24 protein-coding genes are annotated in these 26946 nt (G+C 59.7%); 17 read left to right on the top strand and 7 right to left on the bottom strand.

The window, feature by feature from the left end:
* Position 1 precedes the first annotated feature (1 nt).
* From ACFE70_RS05180 to ACFE70_RS05165, 4 genes are all read left to right on the top strand, one after another.
* Complete coding sequence (locus ACFE70_RS05180) at positions 2 to 676, top strand: WbqC family protein (RefSeq protein WP_375416658.1); 675 nt, start codon at positions 2 to 4, stop codon at positions 674 to 676.
* Positions 677 to 933: 257 nt separating this feature from the next.
* Complete coding sequence (locus tag ACFE70_RS05175) at positions 934 to 3552, top strand: ATP-dependent Clp protease ATP-binding subunit (protein ID WP_375416657.1); 2619 nt, start codon at positions 934 to 936, stop codon at positions 3550 to 3552.
* Positions 3553 to 3716: 164 nt separating this feature from the next.
* Positions 3717 to 3953: a hypothetical protein gene (locus tag ACFE70_RS05170; protein WP_375416656.1), complete on the top strand. Its 237-nt coding sequence runs from the start codon at positions 3717 to 3719 to the stop codon at positions 3951 to 3953.
* A 227-nt stretch (positions 3954 to 4180) separates the two neighbouring features.
* The gene (locus tag ACFE70_RS05165; protein ID WP_375416655.1) at positions 4181 to 4846 is read left to right on the top strand and encodes a Uma2 family endonuclease; all 666 of its coding nucleotides are present in this window, start codon (positions 4181 to 4183) and stop codon (positions 4844 to 4846) included.
* Between the two features lie 283 nt (positions 4847 to 5129).
* Here ACFE70_RS05165 and ACFE70_RS05160 read toward each other — a convergent pair whose 3' ends face one another.
* The gene (locus tag ACFE70_RS05160) at positions 5130 to 5498 is read right to left on the bottom strand and encodes a hypothetical protein (RefSeq protein WP_375416654.1); all 369 of its coding nucleotides are present in this window, start codon (positions 5496 to 5498) and stop codon (positions 5130 to 5132) included.
* Between the two features lie 211 nt (positions 5499 to 5709).
* On the opposite strand from ACFE70_RS05160, the gene ACFE70_RS05155 reads away from it, so the two are divergent.
* From ACFE70_RS05155 to ACFE70_RS05145, 3 genes are all read left to right on the top strand, one after another.
* Positions 5710 to 7281: an acyl-CoA carboxylase subunit beta gene (locus tag ACFE70_RS05155; RefSeq protein ID WP_375416653.1), complete on the top strand. Its 1572-nt coding sequence runs from the start codon at positions 5710 to 5712 to the stop codon at positions 7279 to 7281.
* 125 nt (positions 7282 to 7406) lie between these two features.
* Positions 7407 to 8477, top strand: coding sequence for a M42 family metallopeptidase (locus ACFE70_RS05150; protein WP_375416652.1), 1071 nt, complete (start codon positions 7407 to 7409; stop codon positions 8475 to 8477).
* A gap of 60 nt (positions 8478 to 8537) precedes the next feature.
* A complete protein-coding gene (locus tag ACFE70_RS05145; protein ID WP_375416651.1) occupies positions 8538 to 9335 on the top strand; it encodes a helical backbone metal receptor in 798 nt (265 codons plus the stop codon).
* On the opposite strand, the gene ACFE70_RS05140 is transcribed toward ACFE70_RS05145, so the two are convergent.
* Both ACFE70_RS05140 and aroB read right to left on the bottom strand, forming a co-directional pair.
* Positions 9319 to 10557: a 3-phosphoshikimate 1-carboxyvinyltransferase gene (locus tag ACFE70_RS05140; RefSeq protein ID WP_375416650.1), complete on the bottom strand. Its 1239-nt coding sequence runs from the start codon at positions 10555 to 10557 to the stop codon at positions 9319 to 9321. The genes ACFE70_RS05145 and ACFE70_RS05140 overlap by 17 nt on opposite strands.
* Positions 10558 to 10634: 77 nt before the next feature.
* Positions 10635 to 11678: a 3-dehydroquinate synthase gene (gene aroB, locus ACFE70_RS05135; protein ID WP_375416649.1), complete on the bottom strand. Its 1044-nt coding sequence runs from the start codon at positions 11676 to 11678 to the stop codon at positions 10635 to 10637.
* A gap of 146 nt (positions 11679 to 11824) precedes the next feature.
* Here aroB and ACFE70_RS05130 point away from each other — a divergent pair, with 146 nt between their 5' ends.
* A complete protein-coding gene (locus tag ACFE70_RS05130; protein ID WP_375416648.1) occupies positions 11825 to 12238 on the top strand; it encodes a hypothetical protein in 414 nt (137 codons plus the stop codon).
* Here ACFE70_RS05130 and ACFE70_RS05125 read toward each other — a convergent pair.
* Entirely contained in the window at positions 12233 to 13363 is a 1131-nt protein-coding gene (locus ACFE70_RS05125; RefSeq protein WP_375416647.1) for a chorismate mutase, read from the bottom strand. The genes ACFE70_RS05130 and ACFE70_RS05125 overlap by 6 nt on opposite strands.
* Before the next feature lie 158 nt (positions 13364 to 13521).
* Here ACFE70_RS05125 and ACFE70_RS05120 point away from each other — a divergent pair, with 158 nt between their 5' ends.
* From ACFE70_RS05120 to lysS, 6 genes are all read left to right on the top strand, one after another.
* Positions 13522 to 14733: a proline dehydrogenase family protein gene (locus ACFE70_RS05120; protein ID WP_375416646.1), complete on the top strand. Its 1212-nt coding sequence runs from the start codon at positions 13522 to 13524 to the stop codon at positions 14731 to 14733.
* Between the two features lie 185 nt (positions 14734 to 14918).
* Positions 14919 to 15299, top strand: a complete 381-nt coding sequence (locus tag ACFE70_RS05115) for a hypothetical protein (protein ID WP_375416645.1) — start codon at positions 14919 to 14921, stop codon at positions 15297 to 15299.
* A gap of 210 nt (positions 15300 to 15509) precedes the next feature.
* Positions 15510 to 16349: a hypothetical protein gene (locus ACFE70_RS05110; protein WP_375416644.1), complete on the top strand. Its 840-nt coding sequence runs from the start codon at positions 15510 to 15512 to the stop codon at positions 16347 to 16349.
* Between the two features lie 293 nt (positions 16350 to 16642).
* Entirely contained in the window at positions 16643 to 18868 is a 2226-nt protein-coding gene (locus tag ACFE70_RS05105; protein WP_375416643.1) for a carboxy terminal-processing peptidase, read from the top strand.
* Positions 18869 to 19204: 336 nt separating this feature from the next.
* Positions 19205 to 20302: a hypothetical protein gene (locus ACFE70_RS05100; RefSeq protein WP_375416642.1), complete on the top strand. Its 1098-nt coding sequence runs from the start codon at positions 19205 to 19207 to the stop codon at positions 20300 to 20302.
* Between the two features lie 226 nt (positions 20303 to 20528).
* A complete protein-coding gene (lysS, locus tag ACFE70_RS05095; protein ID WP_375416641.1) occupies positions 20529 to 22064 on the top strand; it encodes a lysine--tRNA ligase in 1536 nt (511 codons plus the stop codon).
* Positions 22065 to 22384: 320 nt separating this feature from the next.
* On the opposite strand, the gene ACFE70_RS05090 is transcribed toward lysS, so the two are convergent.
* Positions 22385 to 22714, bottom strand: a complete 330-nt coding sequence (locus tag ACFE70_RS05090) for a YtxH domain-containing protein (RefSeq protein ID WP_375416640.1) — start codon at positions 22712 to 22714, stop codon at positions 22385 to 22387.
* Positions 22715 to 22856: 142 nt separating this feature from the next.
* Positions 22857 to 23291, bottom strand: coding sequence for a CsbD family protein (locus ACFE70_RS05085; RefSeq protein ID WP_375416639.1), 435 nt, complete (start codon positions 23289 to 23291; stop codon positions 22857 to 22859).
* Between the two features lie 230 nt (positions 23292 to 23521).
* Here ACFE70_RS05085 and ACFE70_RS05080 point away from each other — a divergent pair, with 230 nt between their 5' ends.
* From ACFE70_RS05080 to ACFE70_RS05070, 3 genes are all read left to right on the top strand, one after another.
* The gene (locus ACFE70_RS05080; RefSeq protein WP_375416638.1) at positions 23522 to 23893 is read left to right on the top strand and encodes a cupin domain-containing protein; all 372 of its coding nucleotides are present in this window, start codon (positions 23522 to 23524) and stop codon (positions 23891 to 23893) included.
* Between the two features lie 121 nt (positions 23894 to 24014).
* On the top strand, positions 24015 to 24872 hold the full coding sequence (locus ACFE70_RS05075) for a dienelactone hydrolase family protein (protein WP_375416637.1): 858 nt from the start codon (positions 24015 to 24017) through the stop codon (positions 24870 to 24872).
* A 28-nt stretch (positions 24873 to 24900) separates the two neighbouring features.
* A complete protein-coding gene (locus ACFE70_RS05070) occupies positions 24901 to 25902 on the top strand; it encodes an ABC transporter ATP-binding protein (protein ID WP_375416636.1) in 1002 nt (333 codons plus the stop codon).
* A 97-nt stretch (positions 25903 to 25999) separates the two neighbouring features.
* Here the strand turns inward: ACFE70_RS05070 and ACFE70_RS05065 are convergent, their stop codons facing one another.
* Positions 26000 to 26833, bottom strand: a complete 834-nt coding sequence (locus ACFE70_RS05065; protein ID WP_375416635.1) for an enoyl-ACP reductase — start codon at positions 26831 to 26833, stop codon at positions 26000 to 26002.
* Positions 26834 to 26946 lie beyond the last annotated feature (113 nt).

The raw sequence follows: 26946 nt of genomic DNA, 5'->3' as shown, positions 1-26946 counted from the left end.
CGTGTCAACCGTGATTCTGGTCAGCGAGCTTCCATACAATCCGCCCATTGCGTTCTTCGCGGCGCTGCTGCCAGCCAAAAAGCTCCTGCTTGAAGCCCAGGAGAACTACCGCAAGCAAACCTACCGCAACCGCTGCCTCATCCTCACGGCGCAGGGCGTGCAGCCGCTGACCGTGCCGGTGCTCGATGGCAACCGCTCGGAGAAAGTAAAAACGAGCGAAATCCAAGTAGATTATCGCCAGAACTGGGTGCACCGCCACTGGCGCACGCTGCAAACCGCCTACGGCAGCTCGCCGTATTTTGAGTATTACGCCGATTACTTTCGGGATATCTACGCTCAGAAACCCGCCTGCCTCTTCGACCTGAACCTGGCCTTGCTGCACCTGCTGCTGCGCTGCCTGCGGCTGCCAACTCCCGTGGAGCTGACTGCCACCTACGAGCCCGCCTACCCCCCTGCCACGGTGCAAGACCGGCGCGATTGGCTGAGCCCGAAAGCCGGCCGGCCCGCCGGTCAGGCTGACAGTGCGGCAGACAGCCTGACGCCCCGGCCTTACCAGCAAGCGTTTGGCGCGCGTTTTGTGCCCGGACTAAGCCTGCTGGACCTGCTCTTTATGCAAGGCCCGGCCGCGGGGGATTTTTTACTGCCCGCCGTTCCGCAAGTCCGTACTGAAGGTTGAGTTTGGCAGAATTAGCTTAATTGCTTTGCCAACGCTGGCAGGAGCCGCCAAAAATTGTCGAAGAATTAGGCCTTGGAAGCGTTATCCCCAATCCAGATACTGCGTACTAGTACGACGGTCAGCCCCCGAACCTTCGCCCGCACCGGCTTGTTTTCAAGCCAATCCGGCCCCTACCCCCCGACGCGCCATTTGCTATTCTTATCTCCGATTTGACCTGACGCGGGGTCCTTGTTTTTTGTCATCTGTAACTATTCCGCATGGAAGCTAAATTCTCAAACCGCGTCAAGGAGGTTATTTCCCTGAGCCGGGAAGAGGCCATCCGGCTCGGGCACGACTACATCGGCACCGAACACCTGCTGCTGGGCATGATCCGCGAAGGCGAGGGCACGGCCCTGGGCCTGCTGCGCAAGCTCGGCGTGTCGGTGGACGAGTTGAAGTTTGCCTTAGAGCAGGCCACCCGCAACACGGCCACCCAGGGCACGAGCATCACTGGCTCGATTCCGCTCACCAAGCAAACGGAGAAAGTGCTGAAAATCACTTATCTGGAGGCCAAGATTTTCAAGTCCGAGATTATCGGCACCGAACACCTGCTGCTCTCCATCCTGCGGGATGAGGACAATATCTCTTCTCAAATCCTCAGCAAATTCAGCGTGAACTACGAATCAGTGCGCGACTCGCTCGACTACCACGGTACGGCCGGCGCCAGCGCGAACACCCCGCAGGGCCGCAAGCCCGACACCGACGACGATGACGATAAGCTGTTTGGCGGCGGACAGGGCTCCGGCCGCGGCGGCGCTGGTGGTGCGGCGGCCTCGAAGAAGCCCGGCGAGAAGTCGCGCACGCCGGTGCTTGACAACTTCGGCCGCGACCTCACCAAGCTGGCCGAGGACGACCGCCTCGACCCCATCGTGGGCCGCGAGAAAGAAATTGAGCGCGTGGCCCAAATCCTGAGCCGCCGCAAGAAGAACAACCCCATCCTCATCGGCGAGCCGGGGGTAGGCAAAACGGCCATTGCCGAGGGTCTCGCCCTGCGTATCATCCAGAAGAAAGTCTCGCGGGTGCTGTTCGGCAAGCGCGTGGTGACGCTGGATTTGGCTTCGCTCGTGGCCGGCACCAAGTACCGCGGTCAGTTTGAGGAGCGCATGAAGGCCGTGATGAACGAGCTGGAAAAGTCCCCCGACGTGATTCTATTCATCGATGAGCTGCACACCATCGTGGGTGCTGGCGGCGCTTCGGGCTCGCTCGATGCCTCGAACATGTTCAAGCCGGCCCTGGCCCGCGGCGAGATTCAGTGCATCGGCGCCACGACGCTGGACGAGTACCGGCAGTACATCGAGAAGGACGGCGCCTTGGCCCGTCGTTTCCAGATGGTGATGGTGGACCCGACCACGCCGGAGGAGACCATCGAAATCCTGCACAACATCAAGGACAAGTATCAGGACCACCACCACGTGGTGTACACCGACAAGGCCATCGAGCAGTGCGTCAAGCTCTCGGACCGCTACATGTCGGACCGCTTTCTGCCGGACAAAGCCATCGACATCCTCGATGAGGCCGGCGCCCGCGTGCACATCAACAACATTGTGGTGCCCGAGGATATTCTCAAGCTCGAAGAGCAGATTGAGAATATCAAGGGCGAGAAAAACGCCGTGGTGAAATCGCAGAAATACGAGGAAGCTGCCCGCCTGCGCGACACTGAGAAGAAGCTGCTGGAGCAACTCGACACGGCCAAGAAGTCGTGGGAGGATGAGACCAAGAAGAAGCGCTACACGGTGAAGGAGGAGAACGTGGCTGAGGTTATCGCCATGATGACCGGCATCCCCGTTAACCGCGTCGCTCAGAACGAAAGCCAGAAGCTGCTCAACATGGGTGAGGAGCTGCAAGGCAAAGTAATCGGGCAGGAAAAGGCGATTTCGCAGCTCGTCAAAGCCATTCAGCGCACCCGTGTGGGCCTGAAAGACCCGAAAAAGCCCATCGGCTCGTTCGTGTTCCTCGGCCCGACGGGGGTAGGAAAAACCGAGTTGGCCAAAGTGCTGGCAACCTATCTCTTCGATAAGGAAGATGCGCTGGTGCGCGTCGACATGTCGGAGTACATGGAGAAGTTCAGCGTGTCGCGCCTCGTGGGCGCGCCTCCCGGCTACGTAGGCTACGAAGAAGGCGGTCAGCTGACGGAGAAAATCCGCCGCAAGCCGTACTCGGTCATCCTGCTCGACGAGATTGAAAAGGCGCACCCGGACGTGTACAACCTGTTGCTCCAGGTGCTGGATGATGGTATTCTGACCGACGGCCTTGGCCGCAAAGTGGACTTCCGCAACACCATCATCATCATGACCTCGAACATCGGGGCGCGCGACTTGCAGGACTTCGGCGCCGGCATCGGCTTTGGCACCAAGGCCCGGCAGGACAACATGGACGAGCTGACCAAGGGCACCATTACCAACGCCCTGCGCAAGACCTTCTCGCCCGAGTTCCTCAACCGCTTGGATGACGTTATCGTCTTCAACTCGCTAGCCAAGACCGATATTCACAAGATTATCGACATCAGCCTGAGCAAGCTCCTGAACCGCATCCAGACCCTGGGCTACCGCGTCGAGCTGACCGAGAAAGCCAAGGACTTCGTAGCTGAAAAAGGTTACGACCCCAAATACGGCGCCCGTCCGCTCAACCGCGCGATTCAGAAGTACATCGAAGACCCGATTGCCGAAGAAATCTTGAAAGCCGAGGTGTTGCACGGCGACGTTATCACCGCCGACTTCGAGGACGGCAAGGAGGAGCTGACTTTCGCGGTAAGCAAGTCAGGCGAGGCCACCAACCTGCCTAGCGACGAGCGCCCTGCCGAGACGCCCGAAGCGCCGGATGCAGATGCGAAGAAGTAAATTGGTTTTGAATAGAAAGGCCGGCTTCGTAATACGGGGCCGGCCTTTTTTGTTCCATGAAAGGCTGCTCTGTTTTTTCTAAATCTAGTATTTTCTTTTTCTAATCTCCATTTAGAGGACTATAATATAAAATCTACCGTTAAAGTGAACAGTCCTTTCGCATCGTGAAAGTTTACCGCATGGAACAAAAACCATCCTTTCCTAGCTATATCTGGCCCATGACCATCAATGCTTTGCTAGTGCTCAACATCGTTTTGGCGATGGTCTCAGCCAATGCACATCAACACGACGGCTACATGGGCGGGCTGGGATACGTGGTCTACGCGGGGTTGTCCATTTTGATAAGCACGGTCATCAATCTCATCGCCTTCGACCAAGCTCAAACGAAGGGGAACGCCTAGGCCAAAGTTATTTACGGGGTAGCGGCGCTTGGTTTCTTTGTGCTGAGTGCGGTGATTCTATACTCCTTCGCGCACATGGGAAACCCGAAGCCTGGGGGATGATATCCCTACTGGCACAAGTTACGCCACGCTAAACTCGCGCCAGCAGGGGGTAGCAGTAAGAGAAAAAGCTGGTTGCCGCAATGCGGCCGGCTTCTTCGTATTTTTGGCCACAACCCTACCTGCTTATGTCTGCTGCTCAACCACTCGCTTGGCCCAGCCCGTCGCAGCCCGGCCGCCGCTACACCGAAGCCGAATACCTCGCCTTCGATGAACGGGCAGCCGGCCGCTGGGAGTTTTTCGATGGCCGGATTACGCCCGTGGGCCGTCCGGACCTGATGAATCAGCTTGACCCCAGCTTTATGGCCGGCGCTACGCCTACGCACGTCAGGCTTTCCCGCAAGTTGGCGGGCCTGCTCTTTCAACGTTTACCGCTTGGCTGCGAGGCGCTGCAAAGCGACCTGCGGGTTCATATTCCGCTCACCGGCGGCTACACCTATCCCGATACGGTTATCGTCTGCGGCGACCTGGAATTTGCCGACCCTGAAGCGGCTGTACCCTCGCTAACCAACCCGGTCGTCGTCGTAGAAATTCTCTCCGAAAGCACCGCCGAACACGACCGGTTCGGCAAGTTCGCCCGCTACCGCAGCATCCCGGCGCTTCGGCAGTACATCATGCTGGACTCGCGCCGCCCGCAGGTAGAAGTGTTGAACCGGCAGGCAGACGACTCCTGGACCTACGAAGCCCTGACCCAGCCGGCCGAAGTTATCCGGTTTGCCAGCGGCGATTGCAGCATCAGCTTGGCCGAGCTGTATGAGGGCCTGCTGCACTTCACGGCCGAAGAGGTGATTTAACTTATCTGACAGCAAATTTCTATAAATAAAAAACGAGGAGTTGAGCTTCACGGTGAGCGAGTTGGGCGAGGCCACGAACCTGCCCAGCGACGAGCGCCCCGCCGAGACGCCCGAAGCGCCGGATGCGGACGCGAAGAAGTAAGTTGGTATTTAGCTGAAAAGGCCGGCTCCGTGATACGGAGCCGGCCTTTTTGATTTTAGGACGGGCTGTTGTAACTCTTCTGAATCAAATACTCTTGTTTGATTTTCGTTTAATGAGTTATCTATATAATATACTGTTTGGCTAAACGGAATTTCTTCTGACTCTCACCCGACGAAATACTATACTTAACACGAAGGATATCAAACCAAGGAAGCCGAAATACTTGAAGGGTAGCGAGACAACATCATTATCTGTTTTTGCTGGTTGCCCTAATAGTGAAATGCCGGGCAGGGCATTAATAAAATCCCAAGCAGAGGTTCCCAATTGGCTAAAAGTTAGAACATCAAACAAGACATACAACTCAGTGAAAATAAAGCCTAGGGCGAAGACGGAAAGGCCGATGCGAAAAGAGGTCGAATCAATTCCCCTAAACAGGTAGACGTAAAACCCGAACAATACACACAGGATGCCAAGGGGAATCAGCCCATATATCCACAGAATGACTTCCATAGCTTCTCTTTTTAGTGGATTTACAATAGTTCGCTCTTCCTTCTAAACTGCCTGCTGCTCTTTCGGAGTTGCACTCCGAAAGAGCAGCATTACCCCCTGCTGGCACGAGTTACGCTACGCCAATCTCGCGCCAGCAGGGGGTAGTGCTTATGGGCGCGCAAGCTAACGCCTGTGCTACTTACCTTTGAACCCCACTCTCCCATCCCGCCGAATGCCTGACGCTACTGCCGTAATCCCTACCCCCCCCCTACTGGACGAACTCGCTCGTAGAAACGCCGAAGCCCTGCTCGGTGGCGGGCAGGACCGCATCGACGCGCAGCACAAAAAGGGCAAGCTCACGGCCCGCGAGCGGCTGGACTTGTTCCTGGATGAGGGCTCGTTTGAGGAAATCGGCAAGTTTGTCATGCACCGCAGCAAAGACTTCGGGCTGGATAAGGAGTACTACCTTGGCGATGGCGTGGTGACGGGCTACGGCACGGTGAATGGGCGGCTGGTGTACGTTTTCTCGCAGGATTTCACGGTGTTCGGCGGTTCGCTGAGCGAGACGCACGCCGAGAAAATCGTGAAAATCATGGACCTGGCGATGAAGAACGGCGCGCCGGTTGTGGGGTTGAATGATTCGGGCGGGGCGCGGATTCAGGAGGGGGTAGTAAGCCTGGGCGGCTACGCCGACATCTTTTATAAGAATACGCTGGCCTCGGGCGTGGTGCCGCAGATTTCGGCTATTATGGGGCCGTGCGCGGGCGGCGCGGTGTACTCGCCCGCCATCACGGACTTCGTGCTGATGGTCGAGAATACGAGCTACATGTTCGTGACCGGCCCGAACGTGGTCAAGACCGTGACGCACGAGAACGTGACAAGCGAGGAGTTGGGCGGCGCCTCGACCCACTCGGCCAAGAGCGGCGTCACGCACTTCAGCTGCGCCAATGAGGTACAATGCCTGACCTACATCAAGCAGCTGCTGAGCTATTTGCCGCAGAACTGCGAGGAAACAGCGCCCGCTGTGGCGTATGAAGCTGGCGCCGACGAGGCGCGCCCGGCGCTGAATAAAATTATCCCCGATAACCCTAATCAGCCTTACGACATTCGGGAGGTGATTGAAGGCATTATTGACGAGGGCTCGTTTCTGGAAGTGCACCAGAATTTTGCGGAGAATATCGTGGTTGGCTTCGCCCGGTTGGGCGGACGCAGCATTGGCATCGTGGGCAACCAGCCGGCCGTGCTCGCGGGGGTGCTCGACATCAACGCCAGTACCAAAGCCGCCCGCTTCGTGCGCTGCTGCGACTCGTTCAACGTGCCGCTCTTGGTGCTCGAAGACGTGCCCGGCTTCCTGCCCGGCACCGACCAGGAATGGCGCGGCATCATCACTAACGGCGCCAAGCTGCTCTACGCCTTCTGCGAGGCCACGGTGCCGCGCGTCACGGTTATCACCCGCAAGGCCTACGGCGGGGCCTACGACGTGATGAACTCCAAGCACATCGGCGCCGATATGAACTTTGCCTGGCCCACGGCCGAAATTGCCGTGATGGGCGCCAAGGGCGCGGCCGAAATCATCTTCAAGCGCGAAATCGCCCAAGCCAACGACCCCGAAGCCAAGCTTCAGGAAAAAGTGGACGAGTATCAGCAAAAATTCGCTACCCCCTACCGCGCCGCGCACCGCGGCTTCGTGGATGAGGTAATTCTGCCCTCGCAGACGCGGCAGAAGTTGCTGCGCGCGTTCAAGATGCTGGAGAATAAAGTGGACGTGCTGCCCCGTAAAAAGCACGGTAACATTCCGCTGTAGTTTTTTAACGCGAAGTTAAAAAGAAATTAAGAAGAAGTTTCGCAAAACAGGCGACTTCCAAACTTTGACTTCGCTAAACTTATTTTTAACTTCTCTTTGACTTCGCGTTAAATCTTACAAGAATCATGCGCCCCGAATCTTTTGAATTTCTCCAGAAATATCTCAACAATCCTTCGCCCACTGGCTTCGAGAAAGAAGGCCAGAAACTGTGGCTGGACTACATCAGGCCCTACATCGACACGTATTTTGTGGATACTTACGGCACGGTCGTGGGCGTAATTAATCCCGACGCGAAATATAAAGTCGTAATCGAAGCGCACGCCGACGAAATCTCTTATTTCGTTAATTATATCACCAAAGAAGGCTACATCTACCTGCGCAAAAACGGCGGCTCTGACCCCTTAGTGGCGCCGAGCAAGCGGGTAAATATCTTCGGCGAGAAAGGGATAGTAAAAGCCGTATTTGGCTGGCCCGCCATTCACGTGCGCAAGGTGGAGCAGGACAAGGCGCCCACCATTGAAACCGTATTTTTGGACTGCGGCGCGAGCAGCGCGGAGGAGGTGGAGGAGATGGGCGTGTACGTGGGCTCCGTGGTCACGTTTGAGGACGAGTTTACGGTGCTCAATGATAAGTTTTACGTGGGCCGGGCGCTGGACAATCGGGTTGGCGGCTTCATGATTGCCGAGGTGGCGCGACTGCTCAGGGAGAACGGCAACACGCTGCCTTTTGGGCTCTATATTGTGAATGCGGTGCAGGAGGAAATCGGGTTGCGCGGCGCGGAAATGGTGGCGCACCGCATTAGTCCCGACGTGGCGATAATTACGGACGTGACCCACGACACGCAGTCGCCGATGTACGAAAAGAAAATAAGCGGCGATATTTTCTGCGGCAAAGGCCCGGTAATTACCTACGGTCCGGCGGTGCAAAATAATTTGCGCGACTTAATTATTAAAACGGCGCAGGAAAAGGAAATACTGTTTCAGCGGGCCTCCGCTACCCGCGCGACGGGCACTGATACGGACGCATTCGCGTATTCCGGCGCGGGCGTGGCCTCGGCGCTGATTTCCCTACCCCTCAAATACATGCACACCACCGTGGAGACTGTGCATCAGGATGATGTGGAAGCGGTGACGCGGCTGATATATGAGACGCTGCTGCGCATTGAGGATGGCCACGATTTCCGGTATTTCTCGTAATTCAACTTATATCTTGTTCAGAAAACGCCGGCATCACCGGCGTTTTCTGATTTATAGCCTATGAGTTATAAGCCTTTGCAACGCCCGCTTACTGTTGTGGACCAACTGGGCCGGCGAGTAGTAGTCCCCTTCCCGCCGCAGCGTATTGTATCGCTGGTGCCTTCGCAAACCGAGTTGTTATTTGATTTGGGTTTGGCTGAAAAAGTAGTTGGCGTAACCAAATTCTGTATTCACCCGGCTGAGGCGCGGCAAAAAGCAGCCATAATGGGGGGTACCAAGAATTTTAATTTCGAGAGAATAGCGGAGTTGAAACCGGATTTAATTATTGGCAATAAGGAGGAAAATCACCAGGCCGGAATTGAGCAGCTAGCCGCCAGCTACCCGGTCTGGCTCAGCGATATTGCCACACTGAATGAGGCCTTGCGCATGATGAGGGGGGTAGGGGTTATCACCAGCCGCCGGGAAGCGGCGGAAATGCTGGCGGCCGAGACGGCCGCCGCGTTTGCGGCGCTGGCTCCGCCGCCTACCCCCCTCCCGGCAGCCTATTTCATCTGGCGGCAGCCCTACATGGTAGCGGCCGGCGGCACCTTTATCGACGACATGCTCCGCCGGGCGGGCTTCGCCAACGTGTTTGCCAGCCGCGGACGCTACCCCGAAATCACGGCGGCGGAGCTGGCGGCGGCAGCTCCCGCGCGCATTCTGCTTTCCTCGGAGCCTTATCCTTTCGCCGAAAAGCATGTGGCCGAGTTTCAGGCTATCTGCCCGGCCGCGCGCATTGACATTGTGGATGGTGAATTGTTCAGCTGGTACGGCAGCCGGCTGCGGCAGTCGGCGGCTTATTTCAGAACGCTGCGCTGAAGCCGACCTGGCGCAGCTCGTGCCAGAACTGGGGGTAGGATTTGCGCACCACGTCGGGCACCTCGATTTGGAGCGGGCCGCGTAGGGCCAGCGGCGCGAAGGCCATCGCCATGCGGTGGTCGTGGTAGGTGGCGACGGTTTGGGCCTGCACGGGCCGCGTAGCCGGCTGCACGGCAAACACGCCACCAGCCTGCTCCACTAGGTCGGCGCCAAACTTAGCCAGCTCGGTTTGCAGGGCCGCGATGCGGTCGGTTTCCTTGATGCGCAGGCTTTCAAGGCCCGTCAGCCGCGCGGGCACTTGCCGGGCCGCAGCTACCACGGCGATGGTCTGGGCCAGGTCGGGGCAATGCGTGAAGTCGAGCGGCGCGGCGGGCAGCGGCGCGGCGGGCACTTGCGTTAGCCGCACACCTTGCGCCAGATACGTTGTGGCGACGCCGAAATACGTCATCAGCTCCACAATGGCCTGGTCGCCCTGCCAGGAGTGGCGGCGCAGGCCGGGTAAAACGAGTTCGGCGGCCGGCGCCGCCAGGGCGACCATCGCGTACCAGTAGCTGGCCGCCGACCAGTCGGCTTCAATCGTGTAGTTGGCCGACTGATACGTGCCCGGCGTTACGGTCAGCAAGCTGCTGGCTTCGGCTTCCGCCACTGCAACGCCGAACTGCCGTAGCAGCGCCAGCGTCATCCCGATGTAGGGCCGCGAGCCGACGGTGCCGGTCAGGCGCAGGCGCAAGCCGCGCGGCAAGCGGGCGCCCACCAGCAGCAGGGCCGAGATGTACTGGCTGCTGATATCGCCGCGCACGGCTACTTCGGGCGTTTCAGCGGCGGCGGGCTCAAAGCCCCCGAAGCGCAGCGGCGGAAAGCCCCCTACCCCCTCATACTCAACTAAAGCCCCCAACTGCCGCAGCGCGTCGACCAGCACGCCGATGGGCCGCTGCTGTGCCCGCGCGGTGCCGGTCAGGCGGCCCTGCCAGCCGGTTACGGCCAAGTAGGCGGTCAGGAAGCGCATCACGGTGCCGGCATCTTCGGCGTCAAGCACTTGCGTTGTGGGCGCGGCGGCCAGCAGCCGGCGCATGAGCTGCGTGTCGTTGGCGTCGGATAGGTTGTCGAGTTGCCCGCCGCCGGCCAGCGCATGCAAAATCAGCGCGCGGTTGCTTTCACTTTTGGAAGCCGGCAGCTGCGCCGTGCCCCGCAAAGGCCCGCCAGGCCAGGATAAGTGCATCATAGTCAATTAGAACGTTCTGCGCCCTCTGCGCTTTTCTTCTGCGCCCTCTGCGGGCTAAAAACGGTCGAACGACCCGCTCACAGCCGATGATAGTACCGCAGCGCGGCGCTGATGTCCCCCACGGTCACGGCTTGGTCGAAGACGCCATTGCCGATGCCTTGCAGCAGCGTACAGTTGATGGTGCCGCCGGCGTTTTTCTTGTCCTGCGTGGCATATTCGGCGATGATGTCCATTTCCATCAGTACGAAACTAACTTTATCAAACACTGAAAACACGAAAGTTTCAATCTTATCCAGCTCTGCTTCGCTGAGCAGGCCGCGCTGCACTGAAAGCCAGCTTTCACAAATCAGGCCCGCCGCCACGGCCTCGCCGTGCAGGATTTCGCGGCCGGGCTGGGTCAGCAGGTAGCTTTCCAGCGCGTGGCCCACGGTGTGGCCGAAGTTGAGCAGCTTGCGCGGGCCAGTTTCGTAAGGGTCCTGGGCCACGATGCGCTGCTTGAGGGCCACGGCGTGGGCAATGGTCGGCGTCCAGTCGTCGACCACGATGCCCGTGCGGCGCTGCTCGTGAAAGGCGTCGGCGTCGGCCACCAGGTTGTGCTTGATGACTTCGGCGTAGCCAGATTTAAGCTGCCGCACGTCCAGCGTTTCCAGAAACCGCGGCTCGATGAACACACCGGCCGGCGTCTGAAACACGCCGAGTTGATTTTTGAAGCCCTGAAAGTCAATACCGGTTTTGCCGCCCACGGCCGCATCGACCTGGGCCAGCAGCGTGGTCGGCACCTGCATGAAGCGCAGGCCACGCTTATAAATAGCGGCGCAGAAGCCCCCCAAATCCGTGACGACGCCTCCGCCCAGGTTAACCAGCACGGCGTAGCGGTCGGCCCGCTGCTCGGTAAGCTGGCACCAGACGGTGCTGTCGCAGGTGCGCAGGGTTTTGAATTCCTCGCCGGCTTCTATTTCTATCAGGTGATGATTTTCCGGCAAATGAGGCCGCAGGCGCGGGTAGCAAAGGGTGGCCGTGTGGGTGTCGGCCAGCACAAACACCCGGCTGATGGCTGGCTGCCGCAGCAGCGCGGCCAGGGCGGGCAGCGCGTTGGGGCCGATGGTGACGTCAGTATCCAAGGTTCGGGTAGCTAGAGGGGGGTAGGGACCGGAGCAGCACAAGCAGCGGCAGCGGAATTGTTGGCGCCCGCGCAACCTTGTGCGGCCCGCAAAGGTCATCGCCGCGAACGACAATCACACATTTTTCTGCCTATCCTGCCTATCCCATGAAATCCTCCCTTTTATATCTGCTGCTCGGCCTGGGCCTGACGGGCTGCAAGGAAGACACTGATTCTGCAACTGGCCTGGCCGGCACCTGGCAGCTTACCAGCCGCGTGTGCTTCTGCCCGGAGCCGCTACCTAATCAAGCTGTGACGTTTACGGACACCAGCTTTTCCTTCTATGAGAACGGCCAACTGACCAGACAAGGTACTTATGCGGCCGGCATGGGCACGTTCTGCGGCGGCACCACAGAATACCCGGTCACTAAACTTACGTATTCGCTAAACCCGTCGCCTGAATTAATCAATGCCAGAATCACGCTGACTGATAATGAATTGACGCTGGACTTTGGCAAAGAGTGCGACGCTCCCTTTAACACATACCGGCGCCTGCCTTCCTCAACGTCCGGCGGATTATAGGCCCGGCCCGAGGTGCTGAATGCCGTCCACGGGGCGGCCGTTCAGCACCTCGGTTTGCTTGCGGATGCTCTCGATGTGAATGAGCTTGTACAGCTCGGCCACGAACGTCTCGTTGACGTGCAGCTTCTCGGCCCACTCCGGGCGGGTGTGGAAGATTTCCTTCCAGCGGTCGAGCTGCAAAATCTTGACGTTGTTTTCCTTTTTATACTCGGCCAGCTCCTCGACCAGCGCCATGCGGCGAGCCAACGCTTCCACAATTTCGCGGTCGGCGACGTCCATTTTCTGGCGCAGCTCCTCGGCTTTGTTGAGGTAGTCGGCATTGTCGGACGAGCGGTAGCGGTACTTTAATTCTTGTAGGATTTCGCCCAGCCGCGCAGGGGTCACCTGCTGCTCGGCGTCGCTCAGGGCGCGGTCGGGGTCGGGGTGGGTTTCCAGCATCAGGCCGTCGTAGTCCAGGTCCAGCGCTTTCTGGGCGATGGGCAACAGCAAGTCGCGCCGGCCGCCGATGTGGCTGGGGTCGCAGAAGAGCGGCACGTGCGGAAACCGCGTCTTCAGCTCAATCGGCAGCATCCAGGTGGGCGCGTTGCGGTACTTGCTGGGCGCAAACGTGCTGAAGCCGCGGTGCACGGCCGCCAAATCGCGCAGGCCGGCCCGCTCCAGCCGCTCCAGGGCGCCGGCCCACAGGGCCACGTCGGGGTTGACCGGGTTTTTTACCATCACCGGCACACCGGTGCCGGCCAGCGCGTCGGCCAGCTCCTGCACCGCGAAGGGGTTGACGGTGGTGCGGGCCCCAATCCAGAACACGTCGATGCCCGCTTTCAGCGCGTCTTCGACGTGACGCGGCGTAGCCACCTCGATGGTGACGGGCAGGCCGGTTTCGGCCTTCACTTGTTGCAGCCAGGGCAAGGCGGCGGTCCCTACCCCCTCGAACGCGCCGGGCCGGGTGCGGGGCTTCCACACGCCGGCCCGAAACAGGTCTATCTTGCCCAGCGCCCGCAGGCCGCGGGCCGTGGCCAGCACCTGCGCCTCCGTTTCGGCCGAGCACGGGCCGGCGATGAGGAGCGGCGCGCTTTTGACGGCCAGGCGGCGGGTGAAATACGTGTCCGGAGTAGCGGTGGTAGTCATGGGTTGGGCGGCGGGCAGGGGGGTAGGAAATTAAACTCCCGAAGGTAACCCGGCCCGCGAAAACGGGGTTTACCGGCTACCTTAGCCTCGCTGAAAATGCGCCGCTTTTCGTTAATTCCCTACCCCCTCTCCCACCCCGATTCCCTTTAAGTCCGCTCATGTCGCCCCTGCCGCCCCCCGCTCCCGCTACTGCCGCCCCAGTCTCTTTCGACGACACCAAAGTGGCGTTTGCCTCCAAGTCGGACGCCGATTTGCGCCGCATGTACGCCCTGTTCGCGACCATGAACAGCGGCGGCCTCGTCAAGGCCGGCGGCGGGCTCATGAAGTCGGCCCTGAAATGGGGCCTGCCGGGCACCAAGTTTCTGATTAAGAATTCCATCTTCGCCCAATTTTGCGGCGGCGAAACCATTGCCGAATGCCGGGCAGTGGTTGAGGAGCTGGGCAAGTATAACGTGGGCACCATCCTCGACTACTCGGTGGAGGGCGAGGGCCACGACCGCAGCTTCAACCGCACCCGCGACGAGATTCTGGCCACCATCGAAGAGGCGCGCCAGTCCCGGCACATTCCCTTTTCCGTGTTCAAAGTAACGGGCCTGGCCGACGTGAAAATCCTGGAAAAGCTGCAAGCCGGCCAGCACCTGACCTTGGATGAGGTGGCCCGGCACGAGCGCGCCGTAGCCCGGCTCGATGCCATCTGCGCCCGCGCCCACCAGCACAGCGTGCGCGTGTTCGTCGATGCCGAGGAAAGCTGGTTTCAGCACACTATCGATGAGCTGGCCTACCAGATGATGGCCAGGTACAACCGCGAGTCGGCCATCGTCTGGAACACCTACCAGCTCTACCGCCACGACCGTCTGGAGGCGCTGCAAGCCGCCCACCGCGAGGCAGCGCGGGGAAATTACTACCTCGGCGTGAAGCTGGTACGCGGCGCCTACATGGAAAAGGAAAGCCGCGTAGCCCAGCAGCGCGGCCACCAGAATCCTATCAACCCTACTAAACAGGCCACCGACGACCTTTATAACGAGTCGCTGCGCTACTGCGTCGGGCACGTCGACCGCATCAGCACCTGCGCCGGCACCCACAACGAAGCCAGCTCGCTGCACCTCACCGAGCTGATGCAGCAGCACGGCCTCGCCCCCCAGGACCCGCGCATCTGGTTTGCCCAGCTCTACGGCATGAGCGACAACCTGAGCTACAACCTGGCCCACGCCGGCTATAACACTGCCAAGTACGTGCCCTATGGCCCCGTCGAGGCCGTGATGCCCTACCTGCTGCGCCGCGCCGACGAAAACACGGCCATCGCCGGCCAGAGCAGCCGCGAGTTTCTGCTCATCCGGCGCGAAATCCGGCGGCGCCAGGGTCGGCGCTGATCAAGTTTGGCAAAAAGCAAGGGGGGTAGGGATGACGCAACAGGGCCAGTTTGCTTCCGCTGTGCAATCCCTACCCCCCTGCTTTTTGCCAAACCTGCCAAACCCTTGGCCTGAAATATGCTGAGCCCGGTCAATTTTCGGTACTTTTCCGGTCCGAAATATTACGCTCACCACTTTTCCCTGCCATGATTGGCCGTATTCGCAGCTATCTGATTCGCTACGCCCGCCAGCAGCCCGGCACCGTGAGCTACCTCACGCTGGTGCAGGAAGCCGAACTAGGCCTGAATCTGGAGATTTCACACGAAAAGTCGCGCCTCAACGAGATGCTGGCCGAAATCTCCCAGGCTGAGTTCGCCGCCGGCCGGCCCCTACTCAGCAGCCTGGTGAAGGTGCAGGGCAGCAAAGGCCAGGGCGACAACTTCTACAAACTCTGCGAAAAGCTGGGCCTGGGCGAGTGGCGCGCGCTCAAGGGGCAGGAGGAGTTTTTAAAAACCCTGATTCGGGACTGCCGCACGTTCTGGCTCGATGAGCAGAATTTTCGGCAGTTTGGGGGCGGTGGCGAGTAGCGTCCGGTAGTCGAATCAGCCTCCCAAAGCCGCTGGCGGCTGGTTGGTGTTCAGGTTTTAGGCAGAAGAAGGGCAGGAAATAAACTGGTAAGCTCAACCGCTGGGGCGTAACCTCAGCCGCACTTGCCCCGTTAAGTCGCTCAGTTGCCCATCAGGGTAGCAATAGCTGAGTTTCCCTTCTTTTCTTTTTCACCTTCTCAACACCAGGTCATGAACACCAACGATTCGAACAATCCCCAGAACACCGGCACGGGCTCCGGCGCCAACTACGGCTCTGCTAACACCGGCACTGGCATGGGCAACAGCTCGGGCCTGAGCAACGAAGGCACCAGCTACAACGCCGGCACTGGTGTGAATGTAAACAATAGCACTGGCAACACCGGCGCTCCCGATGATTTCAGCGCTACTCAGAAAGGTGCTGCTCTGGGCGGCACTGCTGGCGCCGTGGTAGGCCGCGGCATTGATGCCGTGCAGAATACTGCCCGCGACGCAGGTCAGGCTGTAAGCAACACCTTCTCGGACTCAGACTATCGCGAAGGCAGCACCACGAGCGCGGTGTTCAAGGACCGCAACAGCGCCGAGCGTGCTTACAGCGCCTTGCACCAGCGTGGCTATAGCAAAGATGACGTGAACCTGCTCATGTCGGACGAAACCCGTAAAACGCACTTCGGCGACAACGCTCCCGACACTGAGCTGGGCGACAAGGCTATGGAAGGCGCGGGCGTAGGCTCGGCCATCGGTGGTACGGCTGGTGCTGTCATTGGCGCCATCGCCGCCATCGGCACGTCGGTCGCGCTGCCCGGCCTGGGCCTGATTATCGCTGGTCCGCTAGCCGCTGCGCTGGCCGGTGCTGGTGCTGGTGGTCTCACGGGTGGTCTGGTAGGCGCCCTGGTAGGCTCGGGCATCCCGGAGGAGCACGCTGCCGAATACGAACAAGGCATCAAAAATGGCGGCATCGTGATGGGCGTGAAGCCCCGCAACGCTGAGGACGCTCGTTATTTCGACGAGCAGTTCCGCGCCAGCAACGCCGACAAAGTACACCGCTACTAAGCTTCCAGCTTTGTTGCAGTTGAAAGCCTCTCCCAGCCGGGAGAGGCTTTTTTGTGGGTTGTAGCGTCGTTATTATCTCTCACTCACTGGCAATTCCGGCATCCCTACCCCCCGCTGCGCAGCCAAGGCCAGGTCGGATTTTGCCAACCTGAACCCTGCCCTGAGCACTTGGTTTTTAGCGGGCACTTATTTAGTCCGCCGCCGCGTTTGCTGCGTACATAGTGAAACCGGGCGATTCGGCCTTTGCGGCCCGGCCCCTACATTTGACTTTCCGCTTTTAAGCCATTATTCTAATGTCAGCACCCCGTTTGAAGCTCAGCCTGTACGCCTTTCTGGTGGTGGCTATTTTCGGTTTGGCCTCCTACCGGCTCTACAAGCGCAGCGATGCGGCCGGCCCCTCAAAAGACGAGATTCTCATTTCCACTATTATGCAGGGGCTGAGCGCGGCGCACTACCAGCCCGAGCGCATCGACGACGCCTTCTCCAAGCGGGTGTTCGATCTGACCATCAAGCGACTAGACCAGAGCAAGAAGTTTCTGCTGCAATCTGACATCGAACAGTTGCGCCGCTACCAAACCTCGATTGATGACCAAGTGAAGGCCCACACCCATGAGTTTGCCGACCTTTCGCGCAGCCTCATCGTGCAGCGCACCAAGGATGCGCAGGCCCTTTACCGGGAATTGCTGGCTCAGCCTTTCGATTTCACGACTGAAGAAACCTTCGAGACCGACTTCGACAAGGCCATCTTCCCCACCGACAAGACGGTTCAGCGCGAGCAGTGGCGCAAGCTGCTGAAGTATCAGACTCTGACGCGCGTATCGGAGATGATGGACGCGCAGGAAAAGCGGACCAGCAAGCCTGTTGCCGCCATTGCCAAGCCAACCCTCAAAATGCCTGCTACGGCCCCAAACAGCGCGTCTCCGTCTCCGATTATGAGGGTGCCGGCGCCAGCCAACAGCGCCGCTCCTACTGAGGTAGAGCCTATCCGCACTTCTGCTCAGATGGAGATTGAAGCCCGCAAGCGCGTGCTCAAGTACTGGGACGAGCAGTTTGAAGATATGATGGATGTGGATGCCAACGGGTGGATAGCCTCGTACGCTAACACCATCGCCAACACTTATGACCCCCACACCGAATATTTCGCGCCCAAGATGAAGGACGACTTCGATTACGAGCTGACCGGCCGTTTCGAAGGCATCGGGGCTACGCTGCGCGAGAAGGATAACTTGATTTACGTGGAAGATATTATTCCCGGCTCCGCTTCGGCGCGGCAGGGGCAGTTGGGCAAAGGCGACGCGCTGCTGCGCGTGGCGCAGGGCGCGGCTGAGCCGGTGAGCATTGAAGGCTGGCGGACGGCCAAAGCTGTGACGCTCATTAAAGGTAAAAAGGGCACGGAGGTGCGCCTGACGGTGCGCAAGCCCGATGGTACAACCAAGATTATTCCCATTATCCGCGATGTGGTAGTGGTCGAGGAAAAATTCGCCCAATCGTCCATCATCACCGATAAGGGGCAGAAAATTGGTTACCTGCGCTTACCCGGCTTCTACGCTGACTTCAACGACGACGGTGGCCGCAGCTCGGCCGAAGACGTGAAGAAAGAGCTGGCCAAGCTGCAAGCCGAAGGCGCGAAAGGCATTGTATTCGACTTGCGCAACAACGGCGGCGGCTCGCTGACCGATGCCGTAGAGATGGCGGGCTTGTTTATGGAAAGTGGCCCGATGGTACAGGTACGCTCCGGCCAGGGCCAGACGCAGGTGATGAACGACCGCGACCCGCGGGTGCAGTTCAGCGGGCCGCTGGTGGTCTTGGTGAACAAGTACAGCGCCTCAGCCTCGGAGATTCTGGCTGCGGCCATTCAGGACTACAAGCGCGGCGTCGTGATGGGCTCCGCCAGCACCTACGGCAAGGGCACGGTGCAACGCGTCATCAACCTCGACGATGCCTTGCCGGCCGAGCTGAACGCGCTCAAGCCCTTTGGCGCGCTCAAGCTCACGACCCAGAAGTTTTACCGGGTCAATGGCGGTTCGACGCAGTTCAAGGGAGTAGTGCCAGATATTATTCTGCCCGATGCCTACAGCTACCTGGAGCAGGGCGAAAAGGAATCGGACTACCCCCTGAAATGGGATGAAATTGCCCCGGCCCGCTACCGGCCCTGGGATGCCTCGCCGAACTTCGACAAGCTGCGCGCCGCCAGTCGGACTCGGGTAGCAGCCAGCGCCAGCTTCCAAGTGCTCGACGGCATCGCACAGCGCATGAAAAAGCGCAAGGACGACACTGTGCAGTCGCTGAAGCTGACGACCTACCGCACCGAGCAGGCCGAAGCCAAGGTCGAAGCTGATAAGTACGAGGCCGCTCAGAAAACCACTTTGCCGCTGGCCTTTTCGCCTCTCGCGGCTGATGTGCGCGCCAAAGGGGGCGACACAACGCAGGTGAATCGCGCTTTCCGCTTCACCCGCACCCTGAAAAAGGACATTACTGTGGGCGAGGCTGTCGCCGTGATTGAAGACCAACTCAAATAACCTTGCCTGACTGCTCTTGAAAAGTCAGGCCCTAAAAACAGCTCCCCAAATGGGGAGCTGTTTTTGTTTCAGGGGGGTAGGGAATCGGCTAGAAAACTACGGTTAAATTACTGGCAACAGGCAAGCGCAGCTTCTAAGTAAAGGAACGCTGTAAGCGCCATAAATCCCGATTTCAGCCAACCAAATTCTTTAGTAAATAGACTAAATATTTACAGCTGCCTCGTTTTCTTTATTCGCACATAAACAGCTGTCTATCAGACCAATATTTTTAGCGACTACCCCTTACTTTATTAGCAAACAAGCAACTAAAACCAGCCTTTCTAACGTTTATCTGGCATGACGACGAACCAGGAAACCCGCATCATTCCGCTCATTCCGCAGGTCGAGGCTCCTGAGCCGCTGACTGCCGACGTAGAGCAGCAAAAAGTAGCCGACGAGACGTGGCGCAAGTCCATCCCGGCGCAGGTCTTCCTAAACTACTTCTTTGCTATCAACTATCACATTCAAGAAAACGACGACCAGTTGAGCGGCTTGCAGCACCTGCCCTTTTTCCGGGCGCACCAGGCTGAGCTAACCGACACTGACGTGGCGGCCGTGACCAAGCTACTGCACACCTGCTGGAGCACCGAGTACGCCCTGCGCGCCACGGCCGAGCTGGGCGACGACAACTTCCTGCGCAACGCGCTGCACTGGACGTTCCCGCAAGCCTATCATACCATTCTGTCGGGCTTGCAGGCGTTTCTGTACACGACCGGCGTGCGCAGCAACAATAGCTCGCTCATCCGCCGCGAGGTGGGCCGGCTGGTGGTGAAAAACGCTTACCCCCGTCCGGTCTCGTTCTACGCGGCCGGCGCCTACGGCGACTTCAGCATTCACCGCCTGCCGCTGGCCGGCTACAAGGCCGGGCTGCACATTGCCTCCAAGGAGATTGACGCGCAAGCTCAGATTGGACAGATGCTGCGCACCACCCGCCGCATGAAAGCGCAGTGGACCCGCGCGCAGGTGCAGGCCAACCCCAACACGGCCATTCGCAGCCAGAAAACCGGCAAGCCGCTGGACAAGTGGACCGCCGCGCACTGGCAACAGATTACCTGGCGCCTGGGCTATACCACTATCTTCGATTTGCTCGGCCGCCTGCGCATCTCGCAGAGCAGCCGCGAGATTGAGCGCTACGTGGAGGCTGACATTGATTTCCGCCTCTTCCACTCCTCGCTGCTCAACATCGTGAGCTACCTCAACGGTATCCACGAGACCTACATCGCCAAGGCGCTGGGTGTGGAGCGCTACCGGCAGTTGGTGGCCGAGCTGCCCGCTCACTTGCAGGGCGGCTTCGTGCAGGAGCGCCTGCGCACCCGCGTCGAGCCGGTGCTGGCCCCTACCCCCCCCGCCGCGCCCGCTCTGGCCGAAGCGCCCGTGTACCGCCTGGCTGCCTAAATCACGGATTAAATGGATTAGTTGAATTTTATAGATGACAAAAAGCCGCTCTCATTTCGGGGCGGCTTTTTTCATGGCCTACTTTTGCGCAGCAATTGTTTACAATTTCTGTTTACCAGTCTGCTCCGCGAGTAATTCCGGTTCGGCGTCCGCCAACGCCAGCGCGCTTACTTCTGAGCGCGGGCCCCCAACTAATCCGTTTAATCCGTTAAAATCCGTTAAATCTGTGGTCCATCACCTAACCGACCAAGAACAGCAGCGTCGCCACAAGCTCGATGAGCTGCACAAGCTGGGCATCAATCCCTACCCCTCCGAATTATTCGAGGTCACGTTCTACAGTCAGGAAATCCTGGACAACTACCACCCGGAGCTAAACAACTTCCAGGAGGTGAGCCTGGCCGGGCGCCTGATGTCGCAGCGCGTGATGGGCAAGGCCTCCTTTGCCGAGCTGATGGACACCACGGGCCGCATTCAGCTCTACGTGAACCGCGACGAAATCTGCCCCGGCGAGGACAAAGAACTGTACAACACGGTGTTTAAGAAGCTGCTCGACCTGGGCGACTTTATCGGCGTGAAGGGCCGCGTGTTCAAGACGCAGGTGGGTGAAACGTCCATTCACGTCACCGAATTGAAGCTGCTAAGCAAGGCGTTGCGCCCGCTGCCGGTGGTGAAGGAAAAGCTGGATGAGGCCACGGGCGAGAAAATTACCTACGACGCCTTCACTGACCCCGAGCAGCGCTACCGGATGCGCTACGTTGATATGGTGGTCAATCCGGCGGTGCGCGACACGTTCATCAAGCGCAGCCAGCTGGTGCAGAGTATGCGCAACTATTTGAACGACAAAGGCTACCTGGAAGTCGAAACGCCCATCTTGCAGCCGCTCTACGGCGGCGCGGCGGCGCGGCCTTTCAAGACCTTCCACAACACGCTGGACATGACGCTATATCTGCGCATTGCCAACGAGCTGTACCTCAAGCGCCTTATCGTTGGCGGCTTCGACGGCGTGTACGAGTTCAGCAAGGACTTCCGCAACGAGGGCATGAGCCGGTTCCATAACCCGGAGTTCACCCAGATGGAGCTGTACGTGGCCTACAAGGACTACGCCTGGATGATGGATTTGGTAGAGGAGATGGTGGAAACCGTAGCGCTGGCCCTACACGGCCAAACCGAAGTGCAAGTGGGCAACAACGTCATCAACTTCCAGCGGCCCTGGCAGCGCTACACCATGTTCGAGGCCATAGCGAAATACACCGGCGTCCACATCGCCGACCTCGACGAGGCTGGCCTGCGCGAGGCGGCGCAGAAGCTGCACGTGCACCTGGAGCCTAGCATGGGCAAGGCCAAAATCATCGATGAGATTTTCGGTGAGCACGTCGAGCCCAAGCTCATCCAGCCCACCTTCATCACCGACTACCCTGTGGAAATGTCGCCGCTGGCCAAGAAGCACCGCGACCAGCCTGGCTTAGTCGAGCGGTTCGAGGCCATCTGCAACGGCAAGGAAATCTGCAACGCCTTCTCCGAGCTGAACGACCCCATCGACCAGCGCCAGCGCTTCGAGGAGCAGCTGGAGTTGGGCCGCCGCGGCGACACTGAAGCGATGGTGCTGGACGACGACTTCCTACGCGCCCTCGAATACGGAATGCCGCCCACGGCGGGTCTGGGCATCGGCATCGACCGCCTGAGCATGATTATGACCAACTCGCACTCCATCCAGGATGTGCTGTTTTTCCCGCAGATGCGTCCTGAAGGACCACAGATTTAACGGAAAGGCCCGGCGCTGTGACAGCGTCGGGCCTTTCTTTTACAAACCGCCTACCCTTCGAACCGGGGCCTTTGGCAGAAGCTTGCGATGAACTCGTCTGATTTTACTCCTGAAGTTGTTTAACCATCTCCAGCAGAAGCTCCTACGGTCGGCAATTTTACTTCCAACGCCGTTCGGTCTTCTTTCAAGCGGCTTGTGAGATCTTTAACGCAAGACCTGATTGCGGGTTACGCGGCGGCAGCGGCTTTTCGGCTAAATCAGGGCGGATACCAGCTAAGTTGTTGACTTTCAGAGCCAAATCTTGGATTGACAACGTCTGCCTAAAGGCCGGCCGTGGTGGCATTGTCGCCCTGCGCGCCGACGGCGCTGGCGTTGGAGTCGCTCATCGAGTTGAACAGGTTGTCGGCTGCGGCGCGGTCTTCGCTCACGGCGGCTTCGCCGTTGGGGCCGCTGCCGGTGGTAGCACCGCCAAATTTGCTGAGCGTATCCTGAAGGAACTTGCCGAGGTCATCGCCAAAATCAGTGGCAGCATTTTTTAAGTTGCCGCGGGTTGCTTCGCCAGTTTCAGGAGCTAAAAGCAAACCGGCGACGACGCCGGCCGTGGCGCCGGCCAGCAGCGAGAGAATAACTTTTCCGTTGGTGTTAGACATAACAAGGAAGGTGTTAAAGGAGAGGTGAGTTGCAGGGTACGCAAATGCGGGCCTGGTGTTTGGGGCAAAGGAGTTAAAAACAAAGACCCCGCACCAGCTGGTACGGGGTCTTTAGTGGTTTTCGTGGCCTAAGCCAAAGCAACTACATATCGTTCAGCATCTTGGTAATGTCTGACTTGCCTTTGCCAAGCTTGTCTTGCAGGCGGCCTACTAGCTCGTCACCCTTGCCATCAGCATACTCCAGGTCTTCGTCGGTGAGGTGAGCATACTCCTGCTTGAGCTTGCCTTTGATGGTGTTCCAGTCGCCTTTCATGTTGAGGCTGCTGCCGGCGCCGGTGAGGCCCATGTCCTCGAGCTTGCCGGCGTACTCTTTAAATTTAGCTTCGAGGTCGGCACCGAGCTTGGAGGCCTGCTCGCCAAGCGAGCCGCTGTACTTGGTAGCAGCGCCTTTCCAGCTTTCAAGGGTAGCAGAGCCTTTATCGGGAGCTATTAGCATTCCGGCGATGATACCGGCGCCGGCGCCAGCGAGAGCAGCGAGGAGAATCTTGCCCGAATTGTCTTCTTTGTAGTACGACATGGTGAAGAGTAATAAGAAATGAAGGGTAGGCGACCAGCAACGCGGCGGGCACTGCGCCGAAAGCCGGCTGCTAACGCCTGTTTTGGCTTTCTCATACGCACACCTGCGGCTGAGGTTGGCACGGGGGGCAATAAATTCAAAACGCTACCTCATTTCCCCTATGGCGTAGTACTTTCACCGGCCCGGACCCGCTTTTTTCGGGTTTGAAATCTAATCTGATTGTCGGACCCATGACGAGCGAGAAAAACTACTTCCGCCAGCAAGCACCGTTCCGGGTGCCCACCACCGATGGCAAGCTGATTGAGGAGCACCTCGGCCTGGCCACCACCGGTACTAATGAGTACAGCGTAGCCCATATGGTGGCGCCGCCGGCCTGGAGCGAGCCGCACCAGCGGCCGGAGTTCGATGAAATTACTATCGTCATCCGCGGGCGCAAGCGCTTCGAGATTGACGGCGAAACAGTCGAGCTGGGTGCCGGCGAGTCGCTGCTGATTCGGGCCGGCGCACGGGTGCGCTATTCCAATCCGTTCGACCAGGAGTGCGAGTACTGGTCGGTGTGCGTGCCGGCGTTCAGTCCGGCTACGGCGCACCGGGAAGAGTAGGGTGCGGGGCTTGCCCCCGCCCGGCGTCAGAACGATAATTGTCATACGTTAGTAACCACACGGCGTGAAAGCCGGGCGGGGGCCAGCCCTGCACCCTACCTCCCTACCCCCCTCCCATCTCATGGACCAGCGCATTATCAACCTCTTCGACGAATACACCCACAAGCCGCTCAGCCGCAAGGAGTTCATGGAGCAGCTCGTGAGGCTGGCCGGCGGCACCGCCCTGGCCGCCGCCGCGCTGGCCGTGCTGGAGCCGGGCTACGCGGCTGCTGCTACCGTGGCGCCCGACGCCGACGACTTGGTGAGTGAAGAGGTGACTTGGATTGGCGACGGCGCGGCCGTGCGTGGCTACCTGGTGCATCCGAAGGGCCGCCAGAAGCGCGGCGCGGTGGTGGTGATTCACGAAAACCGGGGCCTGACGCCCCACATCAAGGACGTAACGCGGCGCGTGGCGCAGGCCGGCTACCTGGCGCTGGGCGTCGATGCGCTGTCGGTGTTCGGCGGCACGCCCACCGATGAAGACGAGGGCCGCAAACTCATCGGGCAGCTCGACCCGGCCAAAAACCTCAACAACTACCTGCGCGCCCTCGATTACCTGCGCGCCCGCCCCGACGCCAACGGCCGCACCGGCTGCGTGGGCTTCTGCTGGGGCGGCGCGATGGCCAACCGCCTCGCCGTGGCCGACCCCAAGCTGAACGCGGCCGTCTCCTACTACGGCACCCAGCCCCCGGCCGAAGACGTGCCTAAAATCAAGGCGGCCCTGATGCTGCACTACGCCGGCCTCGATGAGCGGGTAAATGCCGGCCTGGCGGCCTACGAAGCCGCTCTTAAAGCCAACAACATCAAGTTTGAGCAGTACGTGTACGAGGGCGTGAACCACGCTTTCAACAATGACTCCTCGCCCGCCCGCTACAACGCGGAGGCGGCTAAGCTGGCTTGGGAGCGCACGCTGCGGCTGTTCAAGGAAAAGCTGGGGTAGGAATTTTCTTTAGCTCAAGTAAGCCGGCATGGATTTGCTCACGGTATCGGGCGTCAGCCTGCTCGAAAACGGCCACGCCGCGTTGCAGCCGCTCAGCTTCGCGCAGCGCCAAGGGCAGAAGCTGGCCCTGGCCGGCGAGAGCGGCGCCGGCAAAAGCACCTTGCTGCAAATCATTGCCGGCCTTACTCAGCCCAGCACCGGCGAGGTGCGCATCGGCGGCGAGCGGGTGCGCGGCCCCCACGAAACCTTGGTGCCGGGCCATCCGGGCGTGGCGTACCTGTCGCAAAAGTCGGATTTGCCGCGCTCGCTGCGCGTCGAGCAGGTGTTGCGCTACGCCAGCAAGCGCTCTGAGGCGGAGGCCCAAACGCTTTACGAGCTGTGCCACATCAGCCACTTGCTGGCCCGCCGCACCGACCAGCTTTCCGGCGGCGAGCAGCAGCGCGTGGCCCTGGCGCGCTTGCTGCTCGGCGCGCCCAAGCTCTTGCTGCTGGATGAGCCGTTCTCCAACCTCGACCGGCCCCACAAGCGCGTACTGCAAACCATCATTGAGGAGCTAAGTGAGCAACTGGGCATCACCTGCCTGCTGGTTTCGCACGATGGCCCCGACCTGCTAGCCTGGGCCGACGACATCCTGGTGCTGCACCGCGGCCAGCTGGTGCAGCAAGGCCCGCCCGCGCAGATTTACCGGCAGCCGGTGAGCGAGTACGCGGCCGGTTTGTTTGGCGATTACAGCCTCGTGCAAGGTGTTAATCCTGAGATGCTGGTGCCCAGCCCTACCCCCCTGCCCGCCGGCGAAGTGCAGCTGGTGCGGCCGGAAGAGTTTCGGCTGGGGCCGGCCGGGAGCGGCGGCGTGGCTGGCACGGTGCGGGCGGTGCGGTTTTTCGGCAGCTATTGTGAACTGGCCGTAAAGCTGCCCGAAAGCATCATCCGAGTCCGAACAGATTTCCCTACCCCCCTTGCTGTCGACGATGTGGTTCAGGTTGCGGTAGTAGCGAACGGGGGCTGGCGCCTGCCCACGGCCACCACCTGATTTGGCACTAAGCAATTGTCGATGGCAGGTAAGCTGATGCAAAAGCCCGGTCCAAACCGGACCAGGCTTTTATTTTCCGGCAACCAGGACAAAACAGCTACTCGCTCTTCACCTCCAGTGCCTTGGTCATCATCTCCACGACTTCGGCCGAGATGCCCGTGGTGCTGAAGCCGCCGTCGTGCATCAGGTTCTGCATGGTCACGTACCGCGTCAGGTCCGAGAACAGGCTGATGCAGTAGTCGGCGCAGGCTTCGGCGGGCGCGTTGCCGAGCGGCGACATCTGGTTGGCAAACTCATAGAACGCGTCGAAGCCGCCGATGCCGGTACCGGCCGTGGTCTTGGTTGGCGACTGCGAAATCGTGTTCACCCGCACCTTCTTGAGCTTGCCCAGGCGCTGCCCGTAGCTGCGGGCGATGCTTTCGAGCATGGCTTTGGCCTGGGTCATGTCGGTGTAGTCCAGAAAGGCGCGCTGGGCGGCGATGTAGCTCAGGGCCACGACGCTGGCCCACTCATTCAGGGCGTCCTGCTTTTCGGCCACGGCCAGCATCTTATGAAATGAGAGCGCCGAAATGTCCAGCGTCTGCTGGAACCACTGGTAGTTCAGCTCGCCATAGTGCTTGCCCTTGCGGATGTTGGGGCTCATGCCGATGGAGTGCAGCACGAAATCCAGCTTGCCGCCCAGCTGCTCCTGCGCCCCCGCAAACAGCTTTTCCAGCTCCTCGACCGACGTGGCATCGGCCGGAATAATCGGCGCGCCGCACTCCTCGCTGAGCCGGTTGATTTCGCCCATGCGCATGGCCAGCGGCGCGTTGGTCAGCACGAAGCGGGCGCCCTCGGCGTGGGCGCGCTGGGCCACTTTCCAGGCAATGGACTTGTCGTTGAGGGCGCCGGAGATAATGCCGACTTTGCCGGCGAGCAGGTGGTGGGACATGCGGTGAGATGGTGAGATAGTGAGATGGTGCGCGGAATTCAACCAGACCGCGCGAGCTGATGCGTCGGCCTGAATGCGCGGCAAGTTAGCGCATCGCCGTAGCTCCTACCCCC

The sequence above is a fragment of the uncultured Hymenobacter sp. genome (genome assembly GCF_964243305.1).
Lineage (GTDB): Bacteria > Bacteroidota > Bacteroidia > Cytophagales > Hymenobacteraceae > Hymenobacter.
The sequence above is the reverse complement of the archived record's forward strand: the minus strand, read 5'-3'. Positions and strand labels throughout refer to the sequence as shown.